Consider the following 21,352-nt stretch of genomic DNA (forward strand, 5'->3'; position numbering starts at 1 on the left):
CCACGTCGACTGGCGTTCGCGGAGACGGCGCGGGCATGGGCGGCGCTAGCCCGACCAGCCGGTCCGGTCGGTAACTTCGCCGTCTTCCACCACCAGCGTCTTGCCGGCCGCCGCGCTGGCGCGCACGTTGGTCAGCGGCGTGGAGCCCTTGCCGGCGACCAGCACGGCGTCGGAATCCTTGCCGTGGGCAAGCACGCTGCCCTTGATGTCGACCGCGCCGACCTTGCCGCCTTCGACAGCGTAGGTGGTGACGTTGGCGCCGTGGGTGACGAGGTCGCCGTGCACCTCCAGCTTCTCGACACTGCCGCCGGGCTTGACGCTGAAGGCCTCGGCCGGCAGCTGCATGTTGACGCCCTTGACCAGGGTGTTGCCGACCGAGCCATGCGTGGTGATGCCCTCGTCGACCACGATGGTGCCGACCGGCTTGCTCACCTGGATGCCGATGGAGCCGTCGCCGAAGGTCTCGATCGACTTGAAGCGGATGTGCTTCACCGTGCCGTCGTACTGGTTGAATCCGCGCGCACCCAGGCCATGCGTGACGATCTCGCGCTCGGCGACGAAGTGGCCCACCGTGCCGAAGTTGACGAAGCCGATGCCGCTGGGACCGTAGGAGACCACCGGTGCATGCGCGATCCACTGCTCGACCGTGCCCCAGGTGTCCAGCACCATGTCGTTCACGCCGTAGGTGACGACTTCGCCGAAATGCTCCACGAGTTTCGCGTTCGCGCCATACACGATGAACACGCCGGCGGTGATGATGTCCGCGGTGCCATAGGGCAGCATGCCGCACGAATACACCGCGCCGGTGGTGAGCTTGTCGACTTGCACCCAGCCGCCCTGGTCGCCGAAGCCGCTCACGAAGATGCCCGAGCCGAGCACCGGCGCATTCTTGGCGCCCACGGAGATGTCGGTGAGCGAGGCACGGATGGTCGATTTCGTGTCGCCGCTGAAGTTGTATACGGTCAAGGCACCCTGGTACACGTTGACACCGTACTTCTGCGGCTGCTCGCTGTACCGGCGGCAATCGCAGGCGGCGATGTGCAGCTTGTCCACCCCCAGGTCCAGCTTGTCGGTGCCGGCACGGGTGATGATGGAAACCTGTCCGGTGACGGTCAGGTCTTCCAGAGCGATGCGCCCCATGTCGGCGAGGCCCGTCTGGGTGTAGATCGCGCGGGCGGCCGGCGTGGCAACCACGGTGAGCTGCGCCACGCGGTTGTCGGCGGTGAGCCCGATGCCGTCGCCGTTGCCGAAGACCAGCAGGCAGCTGTCCCTGTCCCTGCCCGTCAGCACGAACCCCGGTGGCAGGCTGATGGAAAAGGGACACGCCACCGAGGTCTGCAGTTCGAGCGTGCGCGGACCCGGCCCGGAAAGGGCCGATACGAGATCCATGAGGGAGGCAATCGGCACGACAGGCGGAGTCATTCGATACTCCTTGGAGGGAGGGACAGCGGTGATGGCGGTCTGAACATGCCGCAGCAGCCCATACACGGTCGCCATCGGGTTTTGGCGACGCGTGGCACAGAGCGTGAAGCGGACGGCATGCGGCACGGTTGCGAACGGAACCCCCGTGCATTGGATGACATGGACCGTCATGCCCGGGTGAATGACGCCACAGGCCAAAGACAGGCCGGCAACGGCGCCTTCGAGCGACGCCCTGATCAGCTCCGCGGATGCCTCAACTGCCCCTCCCCCCGCACCACGAAACGCTCGATGGTGAGCGACTCGGCGCCCATCGGGCCGTAGGCGTGCAGGCGGGTGGTGGAGATGCCGATTTCGGCGCCGAGGCCGAGTTCGCCGCCGTCGCTGAAGCGCGAAGACGCGTTGATCATTACCACGGCGGAGCGGATCGCCTGCACGAAGCGTTGCGCGGCGGCTTCGTCGGCGGTGGCGATGACTTCGGTGTGGTCGGAGCCGTGGCGGCGGATGTGGGCGATGGCTTCATCGAGATCGTCGACCACGCGCACGGCGAGGATCAGGTCGAGGAATTCGGTGGCGTAGTCGTCGTCGGTGACTGCATGCATGTCGGGCACCAGCGCGCGGCTGGCTTCATCGCCGCGCAGTTCGACGCCGCGTTCGCACAGTGACTGTGCGGCGCGCGGAAGGAAGGCGGCAGCGACGTCGCGATGCACCAGCAGCGTCTCCAGCGCGTTGCACACGCCAGGGCGCGAGGTCTTGCCGTCGATCAGCAGACCCAGCGCCAGCTCGAGATCGGCGGCGCGATCCACGTACAGGTGGCACACGCCCTTGTAGTGCTTGATCACCGGCACGCGCGCGTGTTCGGCGACGAAGCGGATCAAGCCTTCGCCGCCGCGCGGGATGGCCAGATCGATGAGGTCGCCGAGCTGCAGCAGTTCGACCATCGCCTCGCGGCTCAGGTCGTCGAGTACGGTGACGGCGGCCTCGGGCACGCCATGCGCGCGCAACGCGGCGTGCAGCGCGGCGGCGATGGCGAGGTTGGAATGGATCGCCTCGGAACCGCCGCGCAGGATCACCGCGTTGCCGGCCATCAGGCACAGCGCCGCGGCGTCGGCAGTGACGTTGGGGCGCGCCTCGTAGATCATCGCGATCACGCCGAGCGGGATGCGCACGCGTTCGATCGACAGGCCATTCGGCCGCGTCTCGCGGCGGGTCGTCACGCCGACCGGATCGGGCAGTTCGGCCACTTCGCGCAGCGCGCCGGCAATGCCGGCCACGCGCGCCTCGTCCAGCCGCAGGCGGTCGAGCATGGCGCCCGGCACGCCTTTCGCCGCGGCCTGGCGCAAGTCTTCGGCGTTGGCCGCCAGCACCGCGGCGGCATGCGCTTCCAGCGCCGCGGCCATGTCGCGCAGCAGCGCACGCTTCGTCCCGGTGTCGAGGGCCGCGACCACCTGCGCCGCGTCGCGGCAGGCCATTGCCTGTTCGCGAATGGTGCTCATGCGCCGATCTCCTGCCCGGATGCCACCGGGCGGTTCATGGTGACGAGATCGTCGCGATGCACCACCTCATCGCCGTAGCTGTAACCGAGCACGCCGTCGATCTCGCGGCTGTGCCGGCCAGCCAGCCGACGCACCTCGGCGGCGCCGTACTGGCTAAGCCCGCGCGCGACGGCCACGCCGTCGGCGTCGACGATTTCGACCAGGTCGCCGCGGTGGAACTCGCCGTCGGCGCCGAGTACGCCGCCCGGCAGCAGCGAGACGCGCCCGCCGGCCAGCGCCTTCACGGCACCGGCGTCGACGTGGATGCGGCCCGGCGCGGCGGGTGCGTGGCGCAGCCAGTACTTGCGCGCCTGCAGGCGCGTGGAGGCCGCGGCGATCAGGGTGCCGCGCAGTTGGCCGCGTTGCAGCGCCTGCACGGTGGCCGCCGCGCGACCGCTGAACAAGGCGGTGGGGATGCCGGCGGCGGCGGCCTTCGCCGCCGCCTGCAGCTTGGTGCGCATGCCGCCGGTGCCAGCCGCACTGCCGCTGTCGCCGGCCATCGCCACGATCCCGGGAGTCAGCGCAGCCACCTCCAGGACCGGCGTGGCCGCTGGATCGTGCCGCGGATCGGCGCTGTACAGCGCATCGACGTCGGAGGCGATCAGCAGCAGGTCGGCATCGACCAGCGCGGCGACGATGGCGGCGAGGTTGTCGTTGTCGCCGAGCTTCAATTCGTCCACCGAGACGGTGTCGTTCTCGTTGACCACCGGCAGCACGCCGAGCTGCAGCAGTTCGCGCAGGGTGGCACGCGCGTTGAGGTAGCGGCGGCGGTTGCGCAGGTCGTCGTGGGTCAACAGCACCTGCGCCACCGGACGCGCGGTCAGCGACTGCCACAGCGCGATCATCGGCGCCTGGCCCAGAGCAGCCAGGGCCTGCCGCGCGGCAAGATCGCCGTTAGCTGGCGCATGTTCGCGCAGCAGCGCGCGCCCCGCCGCCACCGCGCCGGAAGACACCAGCACGACCTGGCGACCCTCCGCGTGGCTGGCGGCGACGAAGGCGGCCAGGGCCTCGGCATAACGCGGCGTGAGGCCACCGCCGTCGGCGGCGAGCAGATTGCTGCCTACCTTCAGTACGGCGCGACGCCAGCGCGGCAAAGCCTGTGCGGGCAAGTCGCTGTGAGCGTTCCCTGTGTCGATCGCCGCCATGCCCGTGTCTCCGCTTCAGTCGTCGAGTGCGCGCAATCGCGCGTGCAGTTCATCCAGCCGCAGGTCATTGCCGGCGCCCGGCGACACGCGCGCGGCGAGACTGCTTTCGGGCGTGCGCCCCTGGCCCGCGGACGCCGCGGTTTCCGCCGCGGCACGGTAGGCGTCGCGGAACGGCACGCCGGCGGCGGCCTGCTCGATCGCCACGTCGGTGGCGTACATCGCCGGCTCGATCGCGGCGCGCATCGCGTCTTCGTTCCACCCGAACCGCGCCAGCAGGTCAGGCACCAGCTCCAGCGCCATCAGGCCGTGGCGCACGCCATGGAAGATCGAGCCCTTGGAGAACTGCAGGTCGCGCTGGTAGCCGGACGGCAGCGACAGCAACTGCTCGATCTCGGTACGCGCGGCGGCCACGCTGGCATAGCTGGCGCGCAGCAGTTCGATTACGTCGGGGTTGCGCTTGTTCGGCATGATCGAGCTGCCGGTGGTGTACTCGGCCGGCAGCTTGACGAAGTCGAACTCGGCGGTGGTGAACAGCGACAGGTCCCAGGCCAGCCGGCGCAGGTCGAGCAGCGCGCCGCCGATCGCCTCCAGCACGGCCATCTCGAACTTGCCGCGCGACAGCTGCGCGTAGATCGGGCTGAGCTGCATGCGCGCGAAGCCGAGTGCCTGCGTGGTGTGTTCGCGGTCCAGCTTCAGGTTCACGCCGTAGCCGGCGGCCGTGCCGAGCGGGTTGGCGTCGATCAGCGCCATCGTCTGGCATGCGCGCAACGCGTTGTCGATGAAGCCCTCGGCGAAACCGGCGAACCACATCGCGGTGGACGACACCACGGCACGCTGCAGATGGGTGTAGCCCGGCAGCGGCACGGCCGGCTGCGCTGCGCGGTCGAGGCAGACCTGGGCAATGGCGCGGCAATGCGCCTCCAGCGCGCCCAGCTTGTCCTTCAGCCACAACCGGGTGGCCACCAGGATCTGGTCGTTGCGGCTGCGCCCGGTATGCACGCGGCGGCCGGCGTCGCCGAGGCGCTCGGTAAGCCGCGCCTCGATCGCCGAATGGCCGTCCTCGTGGCTGTCGTCCAGCACGAACGCGCCAATGGTGAAATCCTCGGCCAGCGCATCCAGCTCGCGCTTCAGCGCGGCCGCTTCGTCAGCGCCGACCACGCCGATGTTGGCCAGCCCCTCCACGTGCGCCTTGCTGGCGGTGATGTCGTGCAGGAAGAACTCGCGGTCCAGCAGCACGTCGTCGCCGGCGAGGAAGCGCATGATCTTCGCGTCGATCTTGATGTTGGATTTCTGCCAGAGGGGTTGGGTCATCGTCGGCTCTCGTATGTTTGTTCGTCATTCCGGCGAGGCGCTTCTGAACAGCGAAGCTGGTCAAGCCGGAGTCCAGTGTCGTTACACGCTGAAGGCACTGGATTCCCGCTTGCGCGGGAATGACGGCGATCAGGTGGGAATCGCGGTGTACTCGTCCACGCCGATCGCGCGGTTGATGTTCTGCATGGCCTGCGTCGCCGCGCCTTTCAACAGATTGTCCAGGGCGGCCACGACCACCACCCGCTTGCCGTTGGCCGAGACGGCGAAGCCGCCAATCTCGGCGTAGTGCTTGTGCGCAACGCGACTGACCCACGGTGCCTCGTCGGTCACGCTGACCAGATTCTCGCCGTCGTAGGCCGCATGGAAACGCTGCAGCACGTCCTCGCGTTTCAGCGGGCGAGTGAGGTACAGGTTGGTGGTGACGGTGAGGCCGCGGAAGTGCGGCGCCACGTGCGGCATGAACTCCACCGGGATGCCGAGCCGGAAGCTGGCTTCCTTCTCATGCATGTGGCCGGTGAGTGCGTACGGCATCAGGTTGTCGCGCAGCTTGTCCGGGTCGTTCTTGTCCGACGGCGTGGTGCCGGCGCCGGAGTAGCCGGAGACGCCGAAGCACACCGGCGGCGCGGCGAGCAGGTCCTTCAGCGGCGTGATCGACAATTCCATCGCGGTGGCGTAGCAGCCGGGGTTGCTGATCCTTTTCTCGCCGCGCCATTGCCCGCGGGTGAGTTCAGGCAGGCCGTAGTACCACGACGGATCGAAACGGTAGTCGGCGGAAAGATCGAGGATCAGCGTGTCCGGATTCGCTGCGTCGATCGCCGCCACGTACGGCGCCGCCTTGCCGTTCGGCAGCGCCAGGATCACCACGTCGGCGCACTGCGCCGCCACCGCGGCCGGGTCCAGGCTGGCATAGCGCAGCCCGCCGGCAAAGCCGTCGACGTGATCGGCCACGCGCTGGCCATCCAGTTCACGCGAGGAGACGAAAGCCAGCTCCAGCGAGGGATGGGCTGCGATCAGGCGGATCAGCTCCATGCCGGTATGGCCGCGCGCGCCGACGATGCCGATGGTCGAGACAGGCACGTTCATGCGATGCGCAGTAGCGCATCGCATGCGCATGTCGAGGATGAGGCATGGATGCCGCATGGAGAACGCACCATGGAAGGTTCCTTGCAGGTAATGGTCATTGAGTCATCCCACCAGCGTCGGCTGGCGTTGCGCGCAATGCGCCACGCAGCCGGCGATGGTGTCGAAATTGCCGTCCAGGCCGTACCAGAACACCTTCCAGCGCGGCTGCTTGAGGCAGCCGTCGGACTCGGCGTAGTAGAAGATGTTGACCTGGTTATGGTGACGCGAGCGCCAGAACAGCTGCGGATTTTCCTCGCGCATCACCTGCCACACCGCGCGACCCAGGCCTTCGCCCTGCGCGTCGTCGAGCACGGCGAACTTGTCCAGGTACGGCAGGCCCTGCCTGTTGCCGACATCTTCCATGGTGAGGATCATCGCGGCGCGGTAGTTCTCGCTGACGTAGATGCGGAACGGCCGCGTGCGCTCGAAATAATCCTGCACCAGGGTGCGGCCGAAGCTGGACTCGATCAGCCCGCGCATGCGCTCGCGGTCCACGCCCTCCCAGGAGTCGAAGCGCAGCACCTTCTCGCCACGCCGCACCAGGGTGCCCGAACCCTTGTGGGTGAACAGTTCCTTGGCCAGTTCGGACGGCCGGGTGATCGACACCGACGAGGTCAGCGGCAGGTCGGCCAGCAGGTCGGCGATCTGTTCGATCTTCAGGCGCATGCCGCCGTTGATCCACGGCTGCGCCATCAGGTGCTCGAACTCGGTACTGAGGTTGATCGAGTCGATCACCTTGCCCTGTCCGTCGAGCAGGCCGCCGGTACCGGTGAGGAACACGATCTTGTACGGTTGCAGCGCGCGCACCAGTTCGTTCGCGGCGACGTCGGCGTTGACGTTGAGGATCTGCCCCTCGTCGGTCTCGCCCAGGCTGGCGATCACCGGGATCGAATTCGCGCGCAGGCTGGCCTCGATCGGCGCCAGGTTGATGCTCTCCACCTTGCCGACCAGCCCCAGGGTTTCGCGGTCGAGGTAGCTGGCCATGAACACGCCCGACGGCACCGCGGTGGCGCGGGTGTCCATCGACTGCAGCGCCTCGACCAGTTTCAGATTCTGCTGCATGAACACGCGCCGCACGATGCCCAGCGCCTTCGGCGAGGTCACGCGCAGGCCGCCCACCGTCTGCTTCACGATGCCTGCGGCAGCCAGCTCCTCGTCGAGTTGCGGGCCGGCGCCGTGCAGCACGATCGGGGTCAACCCCACCTGCTGCAGGAAGGTCAGCGACGAGGCCAGGTCGGCCAGTTCGTCGCGCAGCACTGCACCGCCGACCTTCACCACGGCGAAGCGCTTGGCGTCCACCTCGGAAAAGCGTTTCAGGTACTGCTGGATTTCCTTCGCGCTGCCCATGCTCGAAAGCAGGCGCACGATGGTCTTGCGGGTGTTGTGCTTAGCCGTGTCCATTATTCGTTCCTTGCGCTCATCCATGATCGCGGGGGTCAAAAACCGGCCGTCCCTGGCCGGACTTCTCTACGATTCGATAAACCGTTTGCGCATAGCGCTCGAGCTGCTCCAGCGCGACCCACTCGTCGGCGCTGTGCGCCTGCGCGATGTCGCCGGGGCCGTAGACGAAGGCGGTGTAGCCGACGGCGGAGAACAGCGCCGCCTCGGTCCAGAAGTCCACCGCGTTGCCGACCGGGATGCCCAGCTCGTCGGCGAGGTCGCGCGCGACCAGCCGGTTCGCCTCGGCATTCGCCGTGTCGCCGGCAGGCAGCGAGGCACCGCGGAACGTTTCGGCGAACTCCACCGGCTGCGGTTCCACCAGGTTGCGGAAACGGATTAGCAAATGATCGGGGTTCATCGTGGGCAGGGCGCGGAAACCGAAACGCACTTCCGTTGATGGCGCGATCATGTTCGCCTTGATGCCGCCCTCGACCCGGCCGATGTTGAAGCGCAGGCCGGTGAGTCCACCGAAGCGCTCATGCGACTGCGCCGCCACGAAATCCAGCGCGGCGCTGCCCCAACGCACGGCCTGGTGCAGCGCGCTGTCGCTGGGCTGCTGTTCGCCCGAAGCATGCCCGGCCCGCCCGGCAAAACGCATCAGCACCGACTGGATGCCGCGATGCGCCAGCACCGCCTCGCCCCTGGTGGGCTCGGCCACGATCACCGCCTCATAAGCATGCGCATCGCGCAGGAAGCCGGCGATGCAGCGCGCATCGTTGGCTTCCTCGTCGGTCGTGAACAGCAGCGCCAGCGGTCCGTCGCTGGCCTTCGCCACCGCCAACAGCGCCGCCGCCGCGCCCTTGATGTCGCAGGCACCGAGGCCGATCGCGCGATCGGCGGTGATCCGCAGCGTGTGCGGATCGGCCGTCCAGGCCGGCGAATCGGGCACCGTGTCCAGATGCACGTTGAACAGGTACTTCGGTTCGCCGCGCACGGCGTGCAGGGCCACCGCGCCGGCGCCGAAATCGGTCACCGTCACCGTGAAACCCGGCAGCTGCGAGCGCAGGTAGTCGAAGATGCCGCCGGTGTCGATCGCGCGCGGCGGGTTGCGCGTGTCGAAACCGACCAGCGCCTTCAGGTATTCCAGAGTGGAGGTAAGTAGCGGATTCATGTCCTGCCTGGCGTCCTCATGTAGACGTCCGGATCGAGTTTTTCCATCAATGATTCCGGCCGCGCCGGTGCGGCGAAACCGAAGCCGGCATACAGCCCATGCGCGTCGCTGGTAGCCAGGCTGAAACGACGCAGGCCCTGCAACTGCGGATGCGCCATCACCTCCGCCATCAGCGCCTTGGAATGGCCTTGCCCGCGACACTCCGGCAACACGAACACGTCCGCGAGATAACCGAAGGTGGCGCCGTCGGTGACCACGCGCGCGAACGCCACCTGACGTCCGTCCAGGTAACCGCCGAAGCACAGCGAACCTTCGATCGCCCGTTCCACCGTCGCGCGCGGAATGCCGCGGCTCCAATAGGCCTCGGTGGAGAGGAAACGGTGGATCAGCCCGATGTCGAGGCTGTCCTTGTCCGTGTTGACCCGCAGGACACCCATATGCTCAGCCCTTGCCCGCCGCCCGATTGACCTCGGCCCATAGCGTGCTGCTCATGCCGAACAGCTTGATGAAGCCCTCGGCTTCCTCGACGCCCCAGTCGGCCGACTGCGCGTAGGTGGCGCCCTTGGCGTTGAGGATGTGCTTCGACTCCACCGCCACCGCGCCGACGCTGCCGCCGTTCGTCTCCAGCGTCACTTCGCCGTTGACGGTGGACTGGCTGGAGGCAAGGAACGCTTCCAGGTCGGTCTTCAGCGGATCGTGGAAGAAGCCCTCGTAGACCAGCTCCACCCACTTGCGCGCCACCTCGGGCTTGAAGCGGTTCTGCTGCTTGCTGAGCACCGCCTCTTCCAGCGCGCGATGCGCGGCAAGCAGCGCGGTGAGGCCAGGCGCCTCGAAGATGATGCGGCCCTTCAGGCCGATGGTGGTGTCGCCGGTGTAGAGGCCGCGGCCCACGCCATAGGCGGCGAACAGGCCGTTCAACTTCGCCAGCATCGTGTGCCCGGCGATCTTTTCTCCGTCCAGCGTCACCGCCTCGCCATTGACGAAGCCGATCTTCACCTGCAGCGGCTTGGACGGCCATTCGGCGCGCGGCTTGCACCAGCCCACCGCACCGGCGCCGGGCGCCTGCCACTTGTCGATCTCGCCGCCGGACATGGTCAGGCCGAGCAGGTTCTCGTTGATGGTGTAGGCCTGCTGCTTGGCGCGCACGCCGAAGCCACGCTCTTCCAGGAACTTCTGTTCGTAGGCGCGCGTCTGCGTGTGTTCCTTCTGGATCTCGCGGATCGGCGCCACGATCTGGTAGTCGCCCAGCGCCTTCACCGCCAGGTCGAAACGCACCTGGTCGTTGCCCATGCCGGTGCAGCCGTGCGCGATCGCCTTCGTGCCCAGTTCGGCGGCGCGCTTCAGCGCGGCTTCGACGATCAGGTAACGGTCGGACACCAGTAGCGGGTACTGGCCCTGGTAGCCCTCGCCCGCCCACACGAACGGCTTGACGAAACCGTTCCAGATGGCCGGGCCGCCGTCCACCGTGACATGGCTGGCCACGCCCAGTTCCTTCGCGCGGCTCTCGATGAAGGCGCGCTCCTCGGCATCGACGCCGCCGGTATCGGCAAACACGGTGTGCACGGCCCAGCCGCGCTCCTGCAGATAAGGCACGCAGAAGCTGGTGTCGAGGCCGCCGGAGAAGGCGAGGACGATGTCTTTGCTCATGGCTTGCAGATCCTGAAAAGAAAAACGGTCAGATGGATGCGACGACGATGCGCGGCTCGCAGCGCACCGGGAAATTCACGGAGTTGGCGATGAAGCAGGCGTGGTGCGCGGTTTCGTGCGCCGCCTCGGCCCTCGCCGGATCGCTGGCGGCGCTGATCGTCACCACCGGGTGCAGCACCACTTCGGCGAAGCGGCCGCCGTCGCCTTCGGTGACCATCGTGCCTTCGGCGGCGTCGGTGTAGGCCGTCACCACCACACCGGCCACGGTGGCCATGTGCAGGTAGGACAACATGTGGCAGGTCGACAGCGCGGTCACCAGCATGTCCTCCGGGTTGTGCCTGGTGGCGTCGCCGCGGAACGTCGGATCCGACGAGCCGGCCAGCTCGGGTTTCCCCGCGATGCGGATCACATGGTCGCGGCTGTAGTTGCGATAGCCGTCCGTGCCCGTGCCGAGGTTGCCGGTCCACTCCACGTCGACGCGATAGTGATGCTGATGATTCATGGTTCCGACTCCTGCTGGATGGACATCAGTGCGGCAAGTTCCGCGTCGCCATCGCCGTCGCGCTTGCGCAGGCCGGCGATCACGCCGGCGCGATTGCGCGCGGGATGGTTCTGGCTCAGCTTGAACTTGCCTTCGATGCGCTCGATCGCGACTTCGAGGCCGACGATCGCGCGCAGCGACTTCTCGATATGGTCGTCCGGCGCATCCGTGATCTTCCACGGTTGCGGCTGGCCGGCCTCATGGTGATCGGTCAAGGTTTCCAGCAGGCGACGCAGCCATGCCGCGTCATCGATCACCCGCAGGCGGCCATGCACGTGCACCACCGCGTAGTTCCAGGTCGGCACCTCGCGGCCGGTCTCGTGCTTGCTCGGGTACCAGTTCGGGCTGATGTAGCCGTCCGGCCCCCGGAACACCAGCAGCACTTCCGCGCCATCCAGCTGGGCCAGTTCGTTGCCGCGGGCGACATGGCCGTGCACCACTCCACCGACCAGCTCGAACGGCAGGTGATTCGCCACCAGCCCGTTCGCTGTGCGGGTCACCACGGTGGCGAACGGATACGCACGGATCAGTCCGTGCAGGATTTCCAGGCGCGTTTCCGCAAAATGCTTCGGCGTATACACGAGCGCTCAGCCCTGGCCGATCAGCGACGCCATCACCGCCTTCTGCACGTGCAGGCGGTTTTCGGCCTCGTCGATGGCGATGCAGTACGGCGCGTCCATCACCGCGTCGGTGGCCTTGACGTTGCGGCGCAGCGGCAGGCAGTGGCTGAACAGGCCGTGGTTGGTCAGCGCCATCTTCGCCTCGTCCACGATGAAATGCCTGCTGGCTTCGCGCACGGGCTTTTCCTGCTCCCACTTGCCGAAGAACGGCAGCGCGCCCCAGCTCTTGGCGTAGACCACGTCGGCTCCCGCGTAGGCCTCCTCGATATCGTGGCTGACCTTCAGCGAGCCGCCGTTTTCCTTAGCGTTCTGGTAGCCGAACTGCATGTAGCGTTCGTCCAGCACGTAGTCGGGAGTGGGGCACAGCAGGGTCACGTCCATGCCCATCTTCGTCGCGATCAGCAGCGCGGAGTTCGCCACCGCGGTGTTCAGCGGCTTCGGATGATAGGTCCAGGTCAGCACGTACTTCTTCTTCGTCAGGTCGCCCAGGTGTTCCTTCAGCGCCAGCGCATGGGCCAGCTCCTGGCAGGGATGGGTGATCGTCTCCATGTTGATCACCGGCACCGTGGCGTACTGCGCGAACGCCTTGATCACCTTGTCCTGGCGATCCACCGCCCAGTCCTGGAACTTGGGAAAGGCCCGCACCGCGATCAGGTCGACATAGCGGCTGAGCACGCGCGCCACTTCGGCGATGTGCTCCTCGGTGTCGCCGTCCATCACGCTGCCTGCCTCGAACTCGATCGGCCACGCGTCCTTGCCCGGCGACAGCACAATGGCGTGGCCGCCGAGATGGAACGCGCCCAGCTCGAAGCTGGTGCGGGTGCGCATCGAGGGATTGAAGAACATCAAGGCGACGGATTTGCCGGCCAGTTGCTGGCCGCGCGGCGAGCGCTTGAACGCGGCGGCCTGCTCCAGCAGGGCGTCGATCTCGCCGCGGCTGTAATCCTGGGTGGTCAAGAAATGCCGAATGCTCATGAAGTCAGGCCCTGCTTCTCTTTCGTGAGTCCGGCATGGATGGCCGGGGTGGTTGATCGACCCGCCTCTGGTCGAATGACCGGGCTTGGCGGGCGGGTCCGTATAAATTGCGCCAACAAAAAACCCGGCGCGGAGGCCGGGTTTATCGTCGATGCACGTGAAACGCGTGCGACTGCCTACCCGGCCGAATACCCGCCCAGCGGTCGGCGCGCACGCGACGTCATGCCAGCGGCCGCGCGGGCGCTGGTGAGTACGGTAGCGGTATAGACGGCTGTGGACATTGCGGAATCCAGGTGACTGGTGCCCATGATGGCGGCAATTTCGCTGCCTTGCAACAAAAAAATCAACCCGCGCAATCGCGGGCGCATCAGTCGGCTGGCTCGACCTGCACGCGCACGCGCAGGCGCTCGCCGGGGTCGTAGTTCAGGCGCGAGGTGTAGACCTCGCCGCGATAGCGGTATTCCACGTCGTAGCCGACGATCCGGCGCTGCTCGCTGACCGAGCTGACCTGGCGGCACTGGGTCTGGCTGGTCTCGTAGTCGCGACCCTGGCCGGACACCCGGTTGCCGACCGCACCACCGGCGACGGCACCGACGACGGTGGCAGCCTTGCGCCCATCGCCCTTGCCCACGGTGTTGCCCAGCACACCACCGATCACGGCACCAAGCACCGTCCCGGCCGTGCTGTTGCCGCCCTCGTGGCGTACCACTGGCTGCTCGTAGCACTCCTGCCGCGGCACCTCGGTGCGGGTGACTGCCTGGACCGGATCGGCCCGCAGCACATCGGCCCAGCCGTAATGGGCATTGTCGTCGGCGTTGGCGTAACGCGCGTCCTGTGCATGGACGCCGGACGCCATCAGGGCGAAGGCCAACGCGGGAAGCCACAGCTTGGTCATTGCGACCTCCAATTTCGGAACAACGGCGCGCATCTGCGCGTGGACTGGCAGCATTCCAGCAAATTCACGCTGAATACACGCTTAGAATCTGCCTCGGCGGGGCTTGCGCGACCCGGCTGCTTACACCTTGTTAAGATGCCGGGCTGGCCGCGCCCCGCCCTTGCCCGGCGCACCCCATGTTGCGGATCCCACCGATGCCGATTTCGCTCTACAACAGCCTCACCCGCCGCACCGAACCGTTCGCCCCGCTCGACCCGGCGCGCGTGACGATCTACCTGTGCGGCCCCACCGTCTACAACTACGTGCATATCGGCAATGCGCGCGGGCCGGTGGTGTTCGACGTGCTGGTGCGACTGCTGCGGCGGCACTACCCGCAGGTGGCGTACGCGCGCAACATCACCGACGTCGACGACAAGATCAATGCCGCCGCGCAGCAGCAGGGCGTGCCGATCGGCACGATCACCGAACGTTTCGCGCAGGCGTACCGCGAGGACATGGCCGGGCTCGGCGTGGCGCCGCCGGACATCGAGCCGCATGCCACCACCCACATCGGCCCGATCATCGCGATGATCGAGAGCCTGCTCGGCAGCGCTCACGCCTACGCCGCCGAAGGCCACGTGCTGTTCGACGTCGGCTCGTTCCCGGCCTATGGCGAGTTGTCAGGCCGCGACACCGACGAGCTGATCGCCGGCTCGCGCGTCGACGTGGCGCCATACAAGCGCAGCCCCGGTGACTTCGTGCTGTGGAAACCGTCCACGCCGGAGCTGCCCGGCTGGGACAGCCCGTGGGGTCGCGGTCGACCCGGCTGGCACATCGAGTGCTCGGCGATGAGCGCGGCGCACCTGGGCGAGACCATCGACATCCATGCGGGCGGCATCGACCTGCTGTTCCCGCACCACGAGAACGAGATCGCCCAGTCCACCTGCGCGCACGGCGGCAAGACCTTCGCGCGCTGGTGGATGCACAACGGCATGCTCACCTTCGACGGCCGCAAGATGTCCAAGTCGCTGGGCAACGTGCTGCTGCTGCACGAGCTGCTGAAGCAGCATCCGCCCGAGGCGCTGCGCCTGCGCCTGCTGAGCGGCCACTACCGGCAGCCGCTGGACTGGTCCGAGGCGGCCATCGCGCAGGCGACCAGCACGCTGGACGGCTGGTACCGCGTGCTGCGCGACCTGGCCACGGTCGAGCTGCCGGCTGGCGAATTGCCGGTGCCGGAGCGCATCGAGGCGGCGCTGTGCGACGACCTCAACACGCCGCAGGCGCTGGCCGAGCTGTCCGTGCTGGCCGATGCGGCGCGCCAGTCCGGCGGCGCCGAGGCGAAAGCCGCCCTGCTCGGCGGGGGCGCCCTGCTCGGCCTGCTGCAGCAGGATCCGCAGGCGTGGTTCCGGCGCGGCGAAAACACGGCGGATGCGGCACGCATCGAGGACCTGCTGCAGCAGCGGCAGGCCGCCCGCGCCGCCCGCGACTTCGCGCGCGCCGATGCGATCCGCGACGAACTGGCCGCCATGCACGTCGTCATCGAGGACAGCGCCCAGGGCACGCGCTGGAGCATCGCCAAGGCCTGACCCCCTGCAACGCACCCTGTACGGGCGATGGCGGCATTACGCTTGTCGCCGGCAGCCGCGCGATAATGTGCGCATGAACGCCATCGCCACCACCAGCGCCGAACAGGCGCAGCAAGAGATTGCCGAGGAATTCGCCTTCCTCGGCGACTGGACCGAGCGCTACCAATACCTGATCGATCTCGGCCGGCAGCTGCCGCCATTCCCGGAAGAGCACAAGACCGAGGGTTGGCGCGTACACGGTTGCCAGTCGATGGTCTGGCTGGTGCCGAGCGGCGATGCCGCACGCATGCACTTCGAGGCGGCCAGCGACTCGGCGATCGTGTCCGGCCTGATCGCCTTGGTGCTGCGCGTGTACTCCGACCGCCCGGCAACGGAAATCCTCGCCACCGAACCCGGTTTCATCGCGACCATCGGCCTGGCCAAGCATCTCTCGCCGACCCGCTCGAACGGCCTGGCGGCGATGCTGGCGAAGCTCAAGGGTTATGCTGCCGCGGCGACGGACAAGAGCTGAGGCCAGGAGCCAGCCGCCCCGGCCAACCTCCCGATCCCCCTCGTATTCCTTGCCCAGAAAGTCCTACGCCCCTCGGCCCTCCAGCAATCCTGGGGCCTGGAATCCACACCCTGCCCAGGAAAACCGCACGGGCTTTCGATGGGGTGTTGACGCTTATCATGGAAATGAGAATAATTCGCAATATCTTGCCGGCTGCTTCCGCCCGGTAACGATGCAAGCGATCCACCCGTTCGCCGAGGCCTGAGCCAGCCAGCGCCACGCCGGCCCGGCGCCAACTCCCATTGTGTGCTCATCGCATCCCCGCGAGGGATGCGTGCGGCCCGCATTCCAGCCTCCAGGGTTCCCCATGCGTTTGCTGCCTCTTTCCATTGCCTTGCTGACTGCCCTGGGTGCGCCCCGGGCTTTCGCCGACGAAGCGTCCACTGACCAAGCCAAACTGCTGCCTAGCGTCAACGTGCAGGCCACGCGTCCCGATGACTACCGCACGCCGGACGCCATCAGCGCCACCAAGATCGATGCCGCCCTGCGCGACGTGCCGCAGACCGTGAACGTGGTGCCGGCCAGCGTGCTGCGGGACCAGCATGCGACGTCGATCCAGGACGCCCTGAAGAACGTGCCAGGCGTCGGCTTCTCGACCGGCGACGGCCAGCGCGACCAGGTCTCCATCCGCGGTTTCACCGCCATCGCGGATCAATTCGTCGACGGCATCCGCGACGACGCACTGTATTTCCGCGACCTGTCGAACATCGAGCGCATCGAGGTGCTGAAGGGGCCGGCTTCGGTGCTGTATGGACGAGGTTCGTCCGGCGGCCTGATCAATCGCGTCACCCGGCAACCCGGCATCGACGGCGGCCAGGTCACCCTCAGCTATGGCAGCTGGGCCGATCAGCGCGGCGAACTGGACGTCGGCCGGCGCTTCGGCGATGCCGGCAGCGCCTGGCGTCTCACCGGCGCCATGGAGGATGCCAACGGCTATCGCGACGCGCAGTTCCTCAGGCGCCGCACCGTGGCGCCGTCGGTGCTGCTGCATCCCGGGACCGACACCACGCTGCTGCTGCAGGCCGATTATCTGGAGGATCGCCGCGTCACCGATTTCGGCATTCCGGCCTATCGCGGCCGTCCGGTCGATGTGCCGGTGGGAACCTACTACGGCGCCGCCAATGCGCGCGACGTCGATACCAGCAAGTCGACGGTGACCTCGACCACCGCGACGCTGACGCATGCCTTCAGCGACGGCCTGACCTTGCGCAATGCCTCGCGCTGGTACGACTACACGCTCGACCGCAACAACACCCTGCCGGGCAGCGTCAACGAGAAGGCGCGGACCGTTTCGCTCAATCGTTCCAACGTGTATCGGCGCGAACACGGCTGGTTCAACCAGACCGAGCTCAATCAGCGCCTGGGCGGCGATACGGTCAGCCATGACCTGCTCTACGGCCTGGAGCTTGGACGGCAGGACAAGTCCCTGCTCAATCGCAGCGCCAGCGGCGTGGCCGTCGTCGACCTGTTCCATCCCGTGTTGCCGGTACTGCCATTGCGGGTGGCCCGCGCCCCTGCCGCCGACAACCTCGGCACCTTCGACACGGCAGCTGCCTATCTGCAGGACATGGTGAGCCTGGGTTCGCAGTGGAAGGCCCTGCTTGGTTTGCGCTACGACCGCTTCAGACAGCAAACGGAAAACCGCCTGCCGGGCCAGCCGGACCTTGCCCGCACCGACAAGGCGGTGAGTCCTCGCGCGGGCGTGGTATGGCAGCCGTCCGCCACGCAGGCCTACTACGTTTCCTGGAGTCGTTCGTTCCAGCCATCGGGTGAGGCATTTGCGCTGGCGGCGAACAATGCGGACATCGCTCCCGAGCGTACGCACAACACCGAAGTCGGGGCCAAATACGACCTGCTGGAGGGGCGCGCCACGTTCAACGCCGCGGCATTCGAACTGGAGCGTACGGGTATCAAGGCCACCGACCCCGTCACCCAGAAGGTGCTGCCGATCGGCGCACAACGGACACGCGGCATCGAGCTCAGCGCCGCGGCGGACCTGGCGGACGGCTGGCGCCTGATTGCCGGCTATGCCTGGCTGGATGCGCGCATCATCCATTCCATCGCCATGGATGCCGGTCGTCCGATCCAGGGCAAGCGTGCCACCCTCACGCCGCGGAACAGCGGCAACCTCTGGGTCACCCGCGCGTTCGCGGAGCGCTGGCAACTGGGCGGAGGCCTGAACCTGGTCGGTGCGCGGCAGGCCAATCCGGGCAACACGGTGACCCTGCCGGGTTACGTGACCGCCGATCTCATGGCGCAATACCGCACCGGACCGATCGCACTGCAACTCAACCTGACCAACGTGTTCGACACGCGGTACATCGTGTCGGGTCACGGCAGCAGCCCGAACCTCAATATGCCGGGCGCCCCGCGTGCCGCGAACCTGACATTGCGCTATCAGTTCTAGCGTTGTCCGCTTCGAACAGGGTCGGCCACCTTGCACAGGGAGCGGCGCGCACCTCCACGGATCGCGTCCCGGGGCATCATGCAGGCGCTTGCTCCGTGGCGCCTGTCGGCTCGGGGCATGCCGGGATTGAAGCGATCTGTCTGTGATTGTCCCCAGCAATCCAGCTGCACGCCGTCCGCAACAGGCGAAAATCGAACCCGCGACTTCTCGTGACGGCACGCAGCAAAACAAAACCCCCGAGAATCGGCTCGGGGGTTTTGGCGATCCATGGGATCGGCATGGGCGGATCGAACGACCCCCCCGGCTTCAGGCGGGGTTGGCGGCAATCAGTCGCCCATTTGCTTCTGCAGGTGCTCGCGACGCTCCTGCGCGTCCAGCGACAGCGTGGCGATCGGGCGTGCATCGAGGCGGTCGATGCCGATTTCCTCATCGGTCTCCTCGCAGAATCCGTAGCTGCCTTCCTCGATCCGGCGCAGTGCCTTGTCGATCTTGGAGATCAGCTTGCGGTAGCGATCGCGGGTGCGCAGCTCCAGCGAGTTCTCGGTCTCGCGGGTGGCACGCTCGGCCTCGTCGCCGACGTCGCGCACTTCCTCGCGCAGGTTGTCCATGGTCTGGCGCGACTCTTCCACCAGCTGATCGCGCCAGTCGCGCAGCTTGTTGCGGAAGTAGGCCAGGTGCATCGGGTTCATGTACTCCTCGGCGGACGAGGGGTGGTAACCCTTGGGCAGGTTGATGATGCTGGTGGACGGCAGCGCATACCGGCCATCTTCGCGGGTAATGCCGTTGTCGAGTTTCTTTGCAGCGGATTTATTCATTGAGGACGACGAATTTTTCGGGCTTTTGTGGGAAGAGGCATGGCCCGCGGCAGCCGAGGCCGCACGCGGTGTCACCATGGCGGTTGCACTCGCCACCTTGCCCTTGAACAGGGTGCTGGCGGGTGCCGGGGATACGTTCTTGACGGCTGCCACCGGCGCCGGCTTGGCCGCCGCCTCGACCGGCTTGATCGCCGGCTTGGCAGGGGCAACCGTTTTCCTTGCAACCGGTTTGGCTGCCGGCTTCGCTACCGTTTTTTTGGCTGCGCTGCCCTTGGGTTTGATGTTCTTGGCAACGGCCTTGTTGACTACCACCTTCTTGGCGACGACCTTCTTCGGTGCGGGCTTCTTCGCAGCGACCTTCTTGACCGCCACTTTCTTCACCGGGGCCTTTTTCACGACTGGCTTCTTCACCGCCGGCTTCTTCACGACCGGCTTCTTCGCCGGAGTGGCCTTCTTCGCCGGCGACCTGGCGACGGTCTTGCCCGCCACCGGCTTCCTGGCCGCCACCTTCTTCGCCACCGCCTTGCCAGCTGGTTTCGCTGCGCTGCGGCTGACCTTGGCAGAAGCCTTGCTGGCACTCACCGCCCGCCCCTTGGCCGCCGCTTTCGGCATACCGGCCCCGGCATTACGCGCCTTGGTCGAAGCCTTGCCCTTCTGCGCCTTGGCAGCGGTCGAACTACGCGTCGTTTTCGCCATATCCCTTCACCGTTTTTGGCCGTGGCGGCCGGGTGTTATAGCCCATGTGTCCTACACCGGCAAGCTTGCTTCTGGAATACTTGTACCACTACCCGTCGCTGGCCGCTCCGGCACCGTGAATGTCCTGACCCGATTGATACTGTGGATGCTGCGTTTGTACAAGCGCTGGCTCAGCCCCCTGCTCGGTCCGCGCTGCCGCTTCCACCCCAACTGCTCCGATTATGCACGGATTGCGGTCACCCGCTTCGGCCCGTGGCGCGGCAGCCTGCTCGCCGGCTGGCGAGTGCTGCGCTGCCAGCCCTTGTGCGATGGTGGCGAGGACCCGGTGCCCGACCACTTCCATTTTTCCCGCTGCCGTCACCGGGGAGATGCCACCGACATCCGATGACCGGCGGATCAAGCCGCGCCGATCGCGCCCCGCACTTGCTGGAAGAAAGGGCGCAAAGTACGGCACAACCTGCCGCGACTCCAACACGTGCCGCAGCGCTCGCAGGCGGGCACTCCCGCCATTTCCGCCGCGCTCTCGCGAAACCAAAAACCGGCGGCCCATGCCCGCCTTACGAAGCGGTTGTCACGGCGTGGAGCCGTAACCGCCTTCCACGCCCTTGCTTGCATAGGCCACTGCATCGTGCGGGTGCAGGCTTTCCTGGTGCTCGACGCGGATGTGGAAGTCGCTCAGCGCAGCGTCGGCATCGAGCGCCTTCTGGATGCGCCGGGCGGCGTCCTCGCAGAACATCAGGTTGCCGCCGTTGGCCAGCGCGAAGGCCTGTTCGTCCTCGCGTTTCACCGCGGTCTGCACCGGCGTGCCGAGCGCGTGCTCGACGCGGTCGATCAGGCCAATCAGGTGGAAGTCGGTGCCGGGCACGAGGCGGATGCGCAGGCGCGCCACGCTGCGCTGGGCATGCGGGGTGGCGACGATGCCTTGCTCGCTGCCGAGCCAGGCCAGCACTGCGGCATGGTCGAGCGGCCGGCCGGCATCGAAATCGCTGGCGAACTGGTCCTGGATCAGCTGGCGCGACAGCGCCGCCGAGGCCGGACAGGTGGAGGAATAGACCACCTCGGTGCCGAACTCGAGCAGGAACTCGTCGCCGGTGAGGCTGGCCTCGATGCATACCGGATAGGCGCGCCAGCCGCTGTTGGCGCTCTTCAGCGCGGGGCGGCGCACCAGGTGCTCGAAATGGATGCTGAGGCAGGCGCGGTCGGACAGGTCCCGGTGCGAATCGAGGAAGCCGCGCAGCAGCGCATGCAGCATCTGCGCATTCAGCGCCTGCGAACTCAGCGCCTGTTCGACCTGCAGGTACAGCCGCGACATGTGGATGCCGCGCTTGTCCGGCCGGCTCAGGTTGACGAAGGCGCCGACCCGGGCGCTGGAACGCTGCGCCTGGCCATCGCCCGCATCGAACAGCACCGGCACCTGGATGTCGGCCATGCCGACCCAGTCCAGCGCGCCGGCGAGATGCGGCTGCGCGTGCACGGCGACATCGGGCAGCAGGCGGGCGGTATTTTCCTGGTTCGGCATGACGGGAATCCTGGCATCGGCGAACGCGTCGCCGTGAAG

At 67.2% G+C, this 21,352-nt stretch carries 19 protein-coding genes; 4 read left to right on the forward strand and 15 right to left on the reverse strand.

Annotated features, from left to right (window positions below; all coding sequences use genetic code 11):
• Positions 1–45: 45 nt before the first annotated feature.
• From DEO45_RS04615 to DEO45_RS04675, 13 genes are all read right to left on the reverse strand, one after another.
• Entirely contained in the window at positions 46–1,422 is a 1,377-nt protein-coding gene (locus DEO45_RS04615; RefSeq protein WP_189339676.1) for a hypothetical protein, read from the reverse strand.
• Positions 1,423–1,658: 236 nt separating this feature from the next.
• Complete coding sequence (locus tag DEO45_RS04620; RefSeq protein ID WP_114341110.1) at positions 1,659–2,915, reverse strand: glutamate-5-semialdehyde dehydrogenase; 1,257 nt, start codon at positions 2,913–2,915, stop codon at positions 1,659–1,661.
• The gene (proB, locus tag DEO45_RS04625; protein ID WP_114341111.1) at positions 2,912–4,099 is read right to left on the reverse strand and encodes a glutamate 5-kinase; all 1,188 of its coding nucleotides are present in this window, start codon (positions 4,097–4,099) and stop codon (positions 2,912–2,914) included. The genes DEO45_RS04620 and proB overlap by 4 nt, the downstream gene beginning before the upstream one ends.
• Before the next feature lie 15 nt (positions 4,100–4,114).
• Positions 4,115–5,410 (reverse strand): argininosuccinate lyase, encoded by a 1,296-nt coding sequence (locus DEO45_RS04630; protein WP_114341112.1) that lies wholly within the window; start codon positions 5,408–5,410, stop codon positions 4,115–4,117.
• Between the two features lie 129 nt (positions 5,411–5,539).
• Positions 5,540–6,493 (reverse strand): N-acetyl-gamma-glutamyl-phosphate reductase, encoded by a 954-nt coding sequence (argC, locus tag DEO45_RS04635; protein WP_114341113.1) that lies wholly within the window; start codon positions 6,491–6,493, stop codon positions 5,540–5,542.
• 102 nt (positions 6,494–6,595) lie between these two features.
• On the reverse strand, positions 6,596–7,933 hold the full coding sequence (locus DEO45_RS04640; protein ID WP_114341114.1) for an acetylglutamate kinase: 1,338 nt from the start codon (positions 7,931–7,933) through the stop codon (positions 6,596–6,598).
• A gap of 16 nt (positions 7,934–7,949) precedes the next feature.
• On the reverse strand, positions 7,950–9,083 hold the full coding sequence (locus DEO45_RS04645) for an acetylornithine deacetylase (RefSeq protein ID WP_114341115.1): 1,134 nt from the start codon (positions 9,081–9,083) through the stop codon (positions 7,950–7,952).
• Positions 9,080–9,520 (reverse strand): GNAT family N-acetyltransferase, encoded by a 441-nt coding sequence (locus DEO45_RS04650; protein ID WP_114341116.1) that lies wholly within the window; start codon positions 9,518–9,520, stop codon positions 9,080–9,082. The genes DEO45_RS04645 and DEO45_RS04650 overlap by 4 nt, the downstream gene beginning before the upstream one ends.
• 4 nt (positions 9,521–9,524) lie before the next feature.
• Positions 9,525–10,730, reverse strand: coding sequence for an argininosuccinate synthase (locus DEO45_RS04655; protein WP_114341117.1), 1,206 nt, complete (start codon positions 10,728–10,730; stop codon positions 9,525–9,527).
• A 28-nt stretch (positions 10,731–10,758) separates the two neighbouring features.
• On the reverse strand, positions 10,759–11,232 hold the full coding sequence (locus tag DEO45_RS04660; RefSeq protein ID WP_114341118.1) for an OsmC family protein: 474 nt from the start codon (positions 11,230–11,232) through the stop codon (positions 10,759–10,761).
• Positions 11,229–11,852, reverse strand: coding sequence for an FMN-binding negative transcriptional regulator (locus tag DEO45_RS04665; RefSeq protein WP_114341119.1), 624 nt, complete (start codon positions 11,850–11,852; stop codon positions 11,229–11,231). Before DEO45_RS04665 ends, DEO45_RS04660 begins: the two co-directional genes overlap by 4 nt.
• A gap of 6 nt (positions 11,853–11,858) precedes the next feature.
• Complete coding sequence (locus DEO45_RS04670) at positions 11,859–12,866, reverse strand: N-acetylornithine carbamoyltransferase (protein WP_114341120.1); 1,008 nt, start codon at positions 12,864–12,866, stop codon at positions 11,859–11,861.
• 367 nt (positions 12,867–13,233) lie between these two features.
• Positions 13,234–13,761 carry a glycine zipper 2TM domain-containing protein gene (locus DEO45_RS04675; protein WP_114341121.1) on the reverse strand — a complete coding sequence of 176 codons (528 nt, stop codon included), beginning with the start codon at positions 13,759–13,761 and terminating at the stop codon, positions 13,234–13,236.
• A 194-nt stretch (positions 13,762–13,955) separates the two neighbouring features.
• Between DEO45_RS04675 and cysS the strand changes: the two genes are divergently transcribed.
• The 3 genes from cysS to DEO45_RS04690 all read left to right on the forward strand — a co-directional run bounded on the left by cysS (position 13,956) and on the right by DEO45_RS04690 (position 18,283).
• A complete protein-coding gene (cysS, locus tag DEO45_RS04680) occupies positions 13,956–15,326 on the forward strand; it encodes a cysteine--tRNA ligase (protein WP_114341122.1) in 1,371 nt (456 codons plus the stop codon).
• 73 nt (positions 15,327–15,399) lie between these two features.
• Positions 15,400–15,837, forward strand: a complete 438-nt coding sequence (locus tag DEO45_RS04685) for a SufE family protein (RefSeq protein ID WP_114341123.1) — start codon at positions 15,400–15,402, stop codon at positions 15,835–15,837.
• A 346-nt stretch (positions 15,838–16,183) separates the two neighbouring features.
• Complete coding sequence (locus DEO45_RS04690) at positions 16,184–18,283, forward strand: TonB-dependent receptor (protein WP_114341124.1); 2,100 nt, start codon at positions 16,184–16,186, stop codon at positions 18,281–18,283.
• Between the two features lie 326 nt (positions 18,284–18,609).
• Here DEO45_RS04690 and dksA read toward each other — a convergent pair whose 3' ends face one another.
• The gene (dksA, locus tag DEO45_RS16565) at positions 18,610–19,794 is read right to left on the reverse strand and encodes an RNA polymerase-binding protein DksA (RefSeq protein WP_189339677.1); all 1,185 of its coding nucleotides are present in this window, start codon (positions 19,792–19,794) and stop codon (positions 18,610–18,612) included.
• Between the two features lie 145 nt (positions 19,795–19,939).
• On the opposite strand from dksA, the gene yidD reads away from it, so the two are divergent.
• On the forward strand, positions 19,940–20,182 hold the full coding sequence (yidD, locus tag DEO45_RS04700) for a membrane protein insertion efficiency factor YidD (RefSeq protein ID WP_223250786.1): 243 nt from the start codon (positions 19,940–19,942) through the stop codon (positions 20,180–20,182).
• 183 nt (positions 20,183–20,365) lie between these two features.
• Here the strand turns inward: yidD and folE2 are convergent, their stop codons facing one another.
• On the reverse strand, positions 20,366–21,313 hold the full coding sequence (gene folE2, locus DEO45_RS04705) for a GTP cyclohydrolase FolE2 (RefSeq protein ID WP_114341126.1): 948 nt from the start codon (positions 21,311–21,313) through the stop codon (positions 20,366–20,368).
• Between the last annotated feature and the right edge of the window lie 39 nt (positions 21,314–21,352).

Origin of the sequence: Rhodanobacter denitrificans (genome assembly GCF_003335105.1) — a bacterium.
Classification (GTDB): Bacteria; Pseudomonadota; Gammaproteobacteria; order Xanthomonadales; family Rhodanobacteraceae; genus Rhodanobacter; species Rhodanobacter denitrificans_A.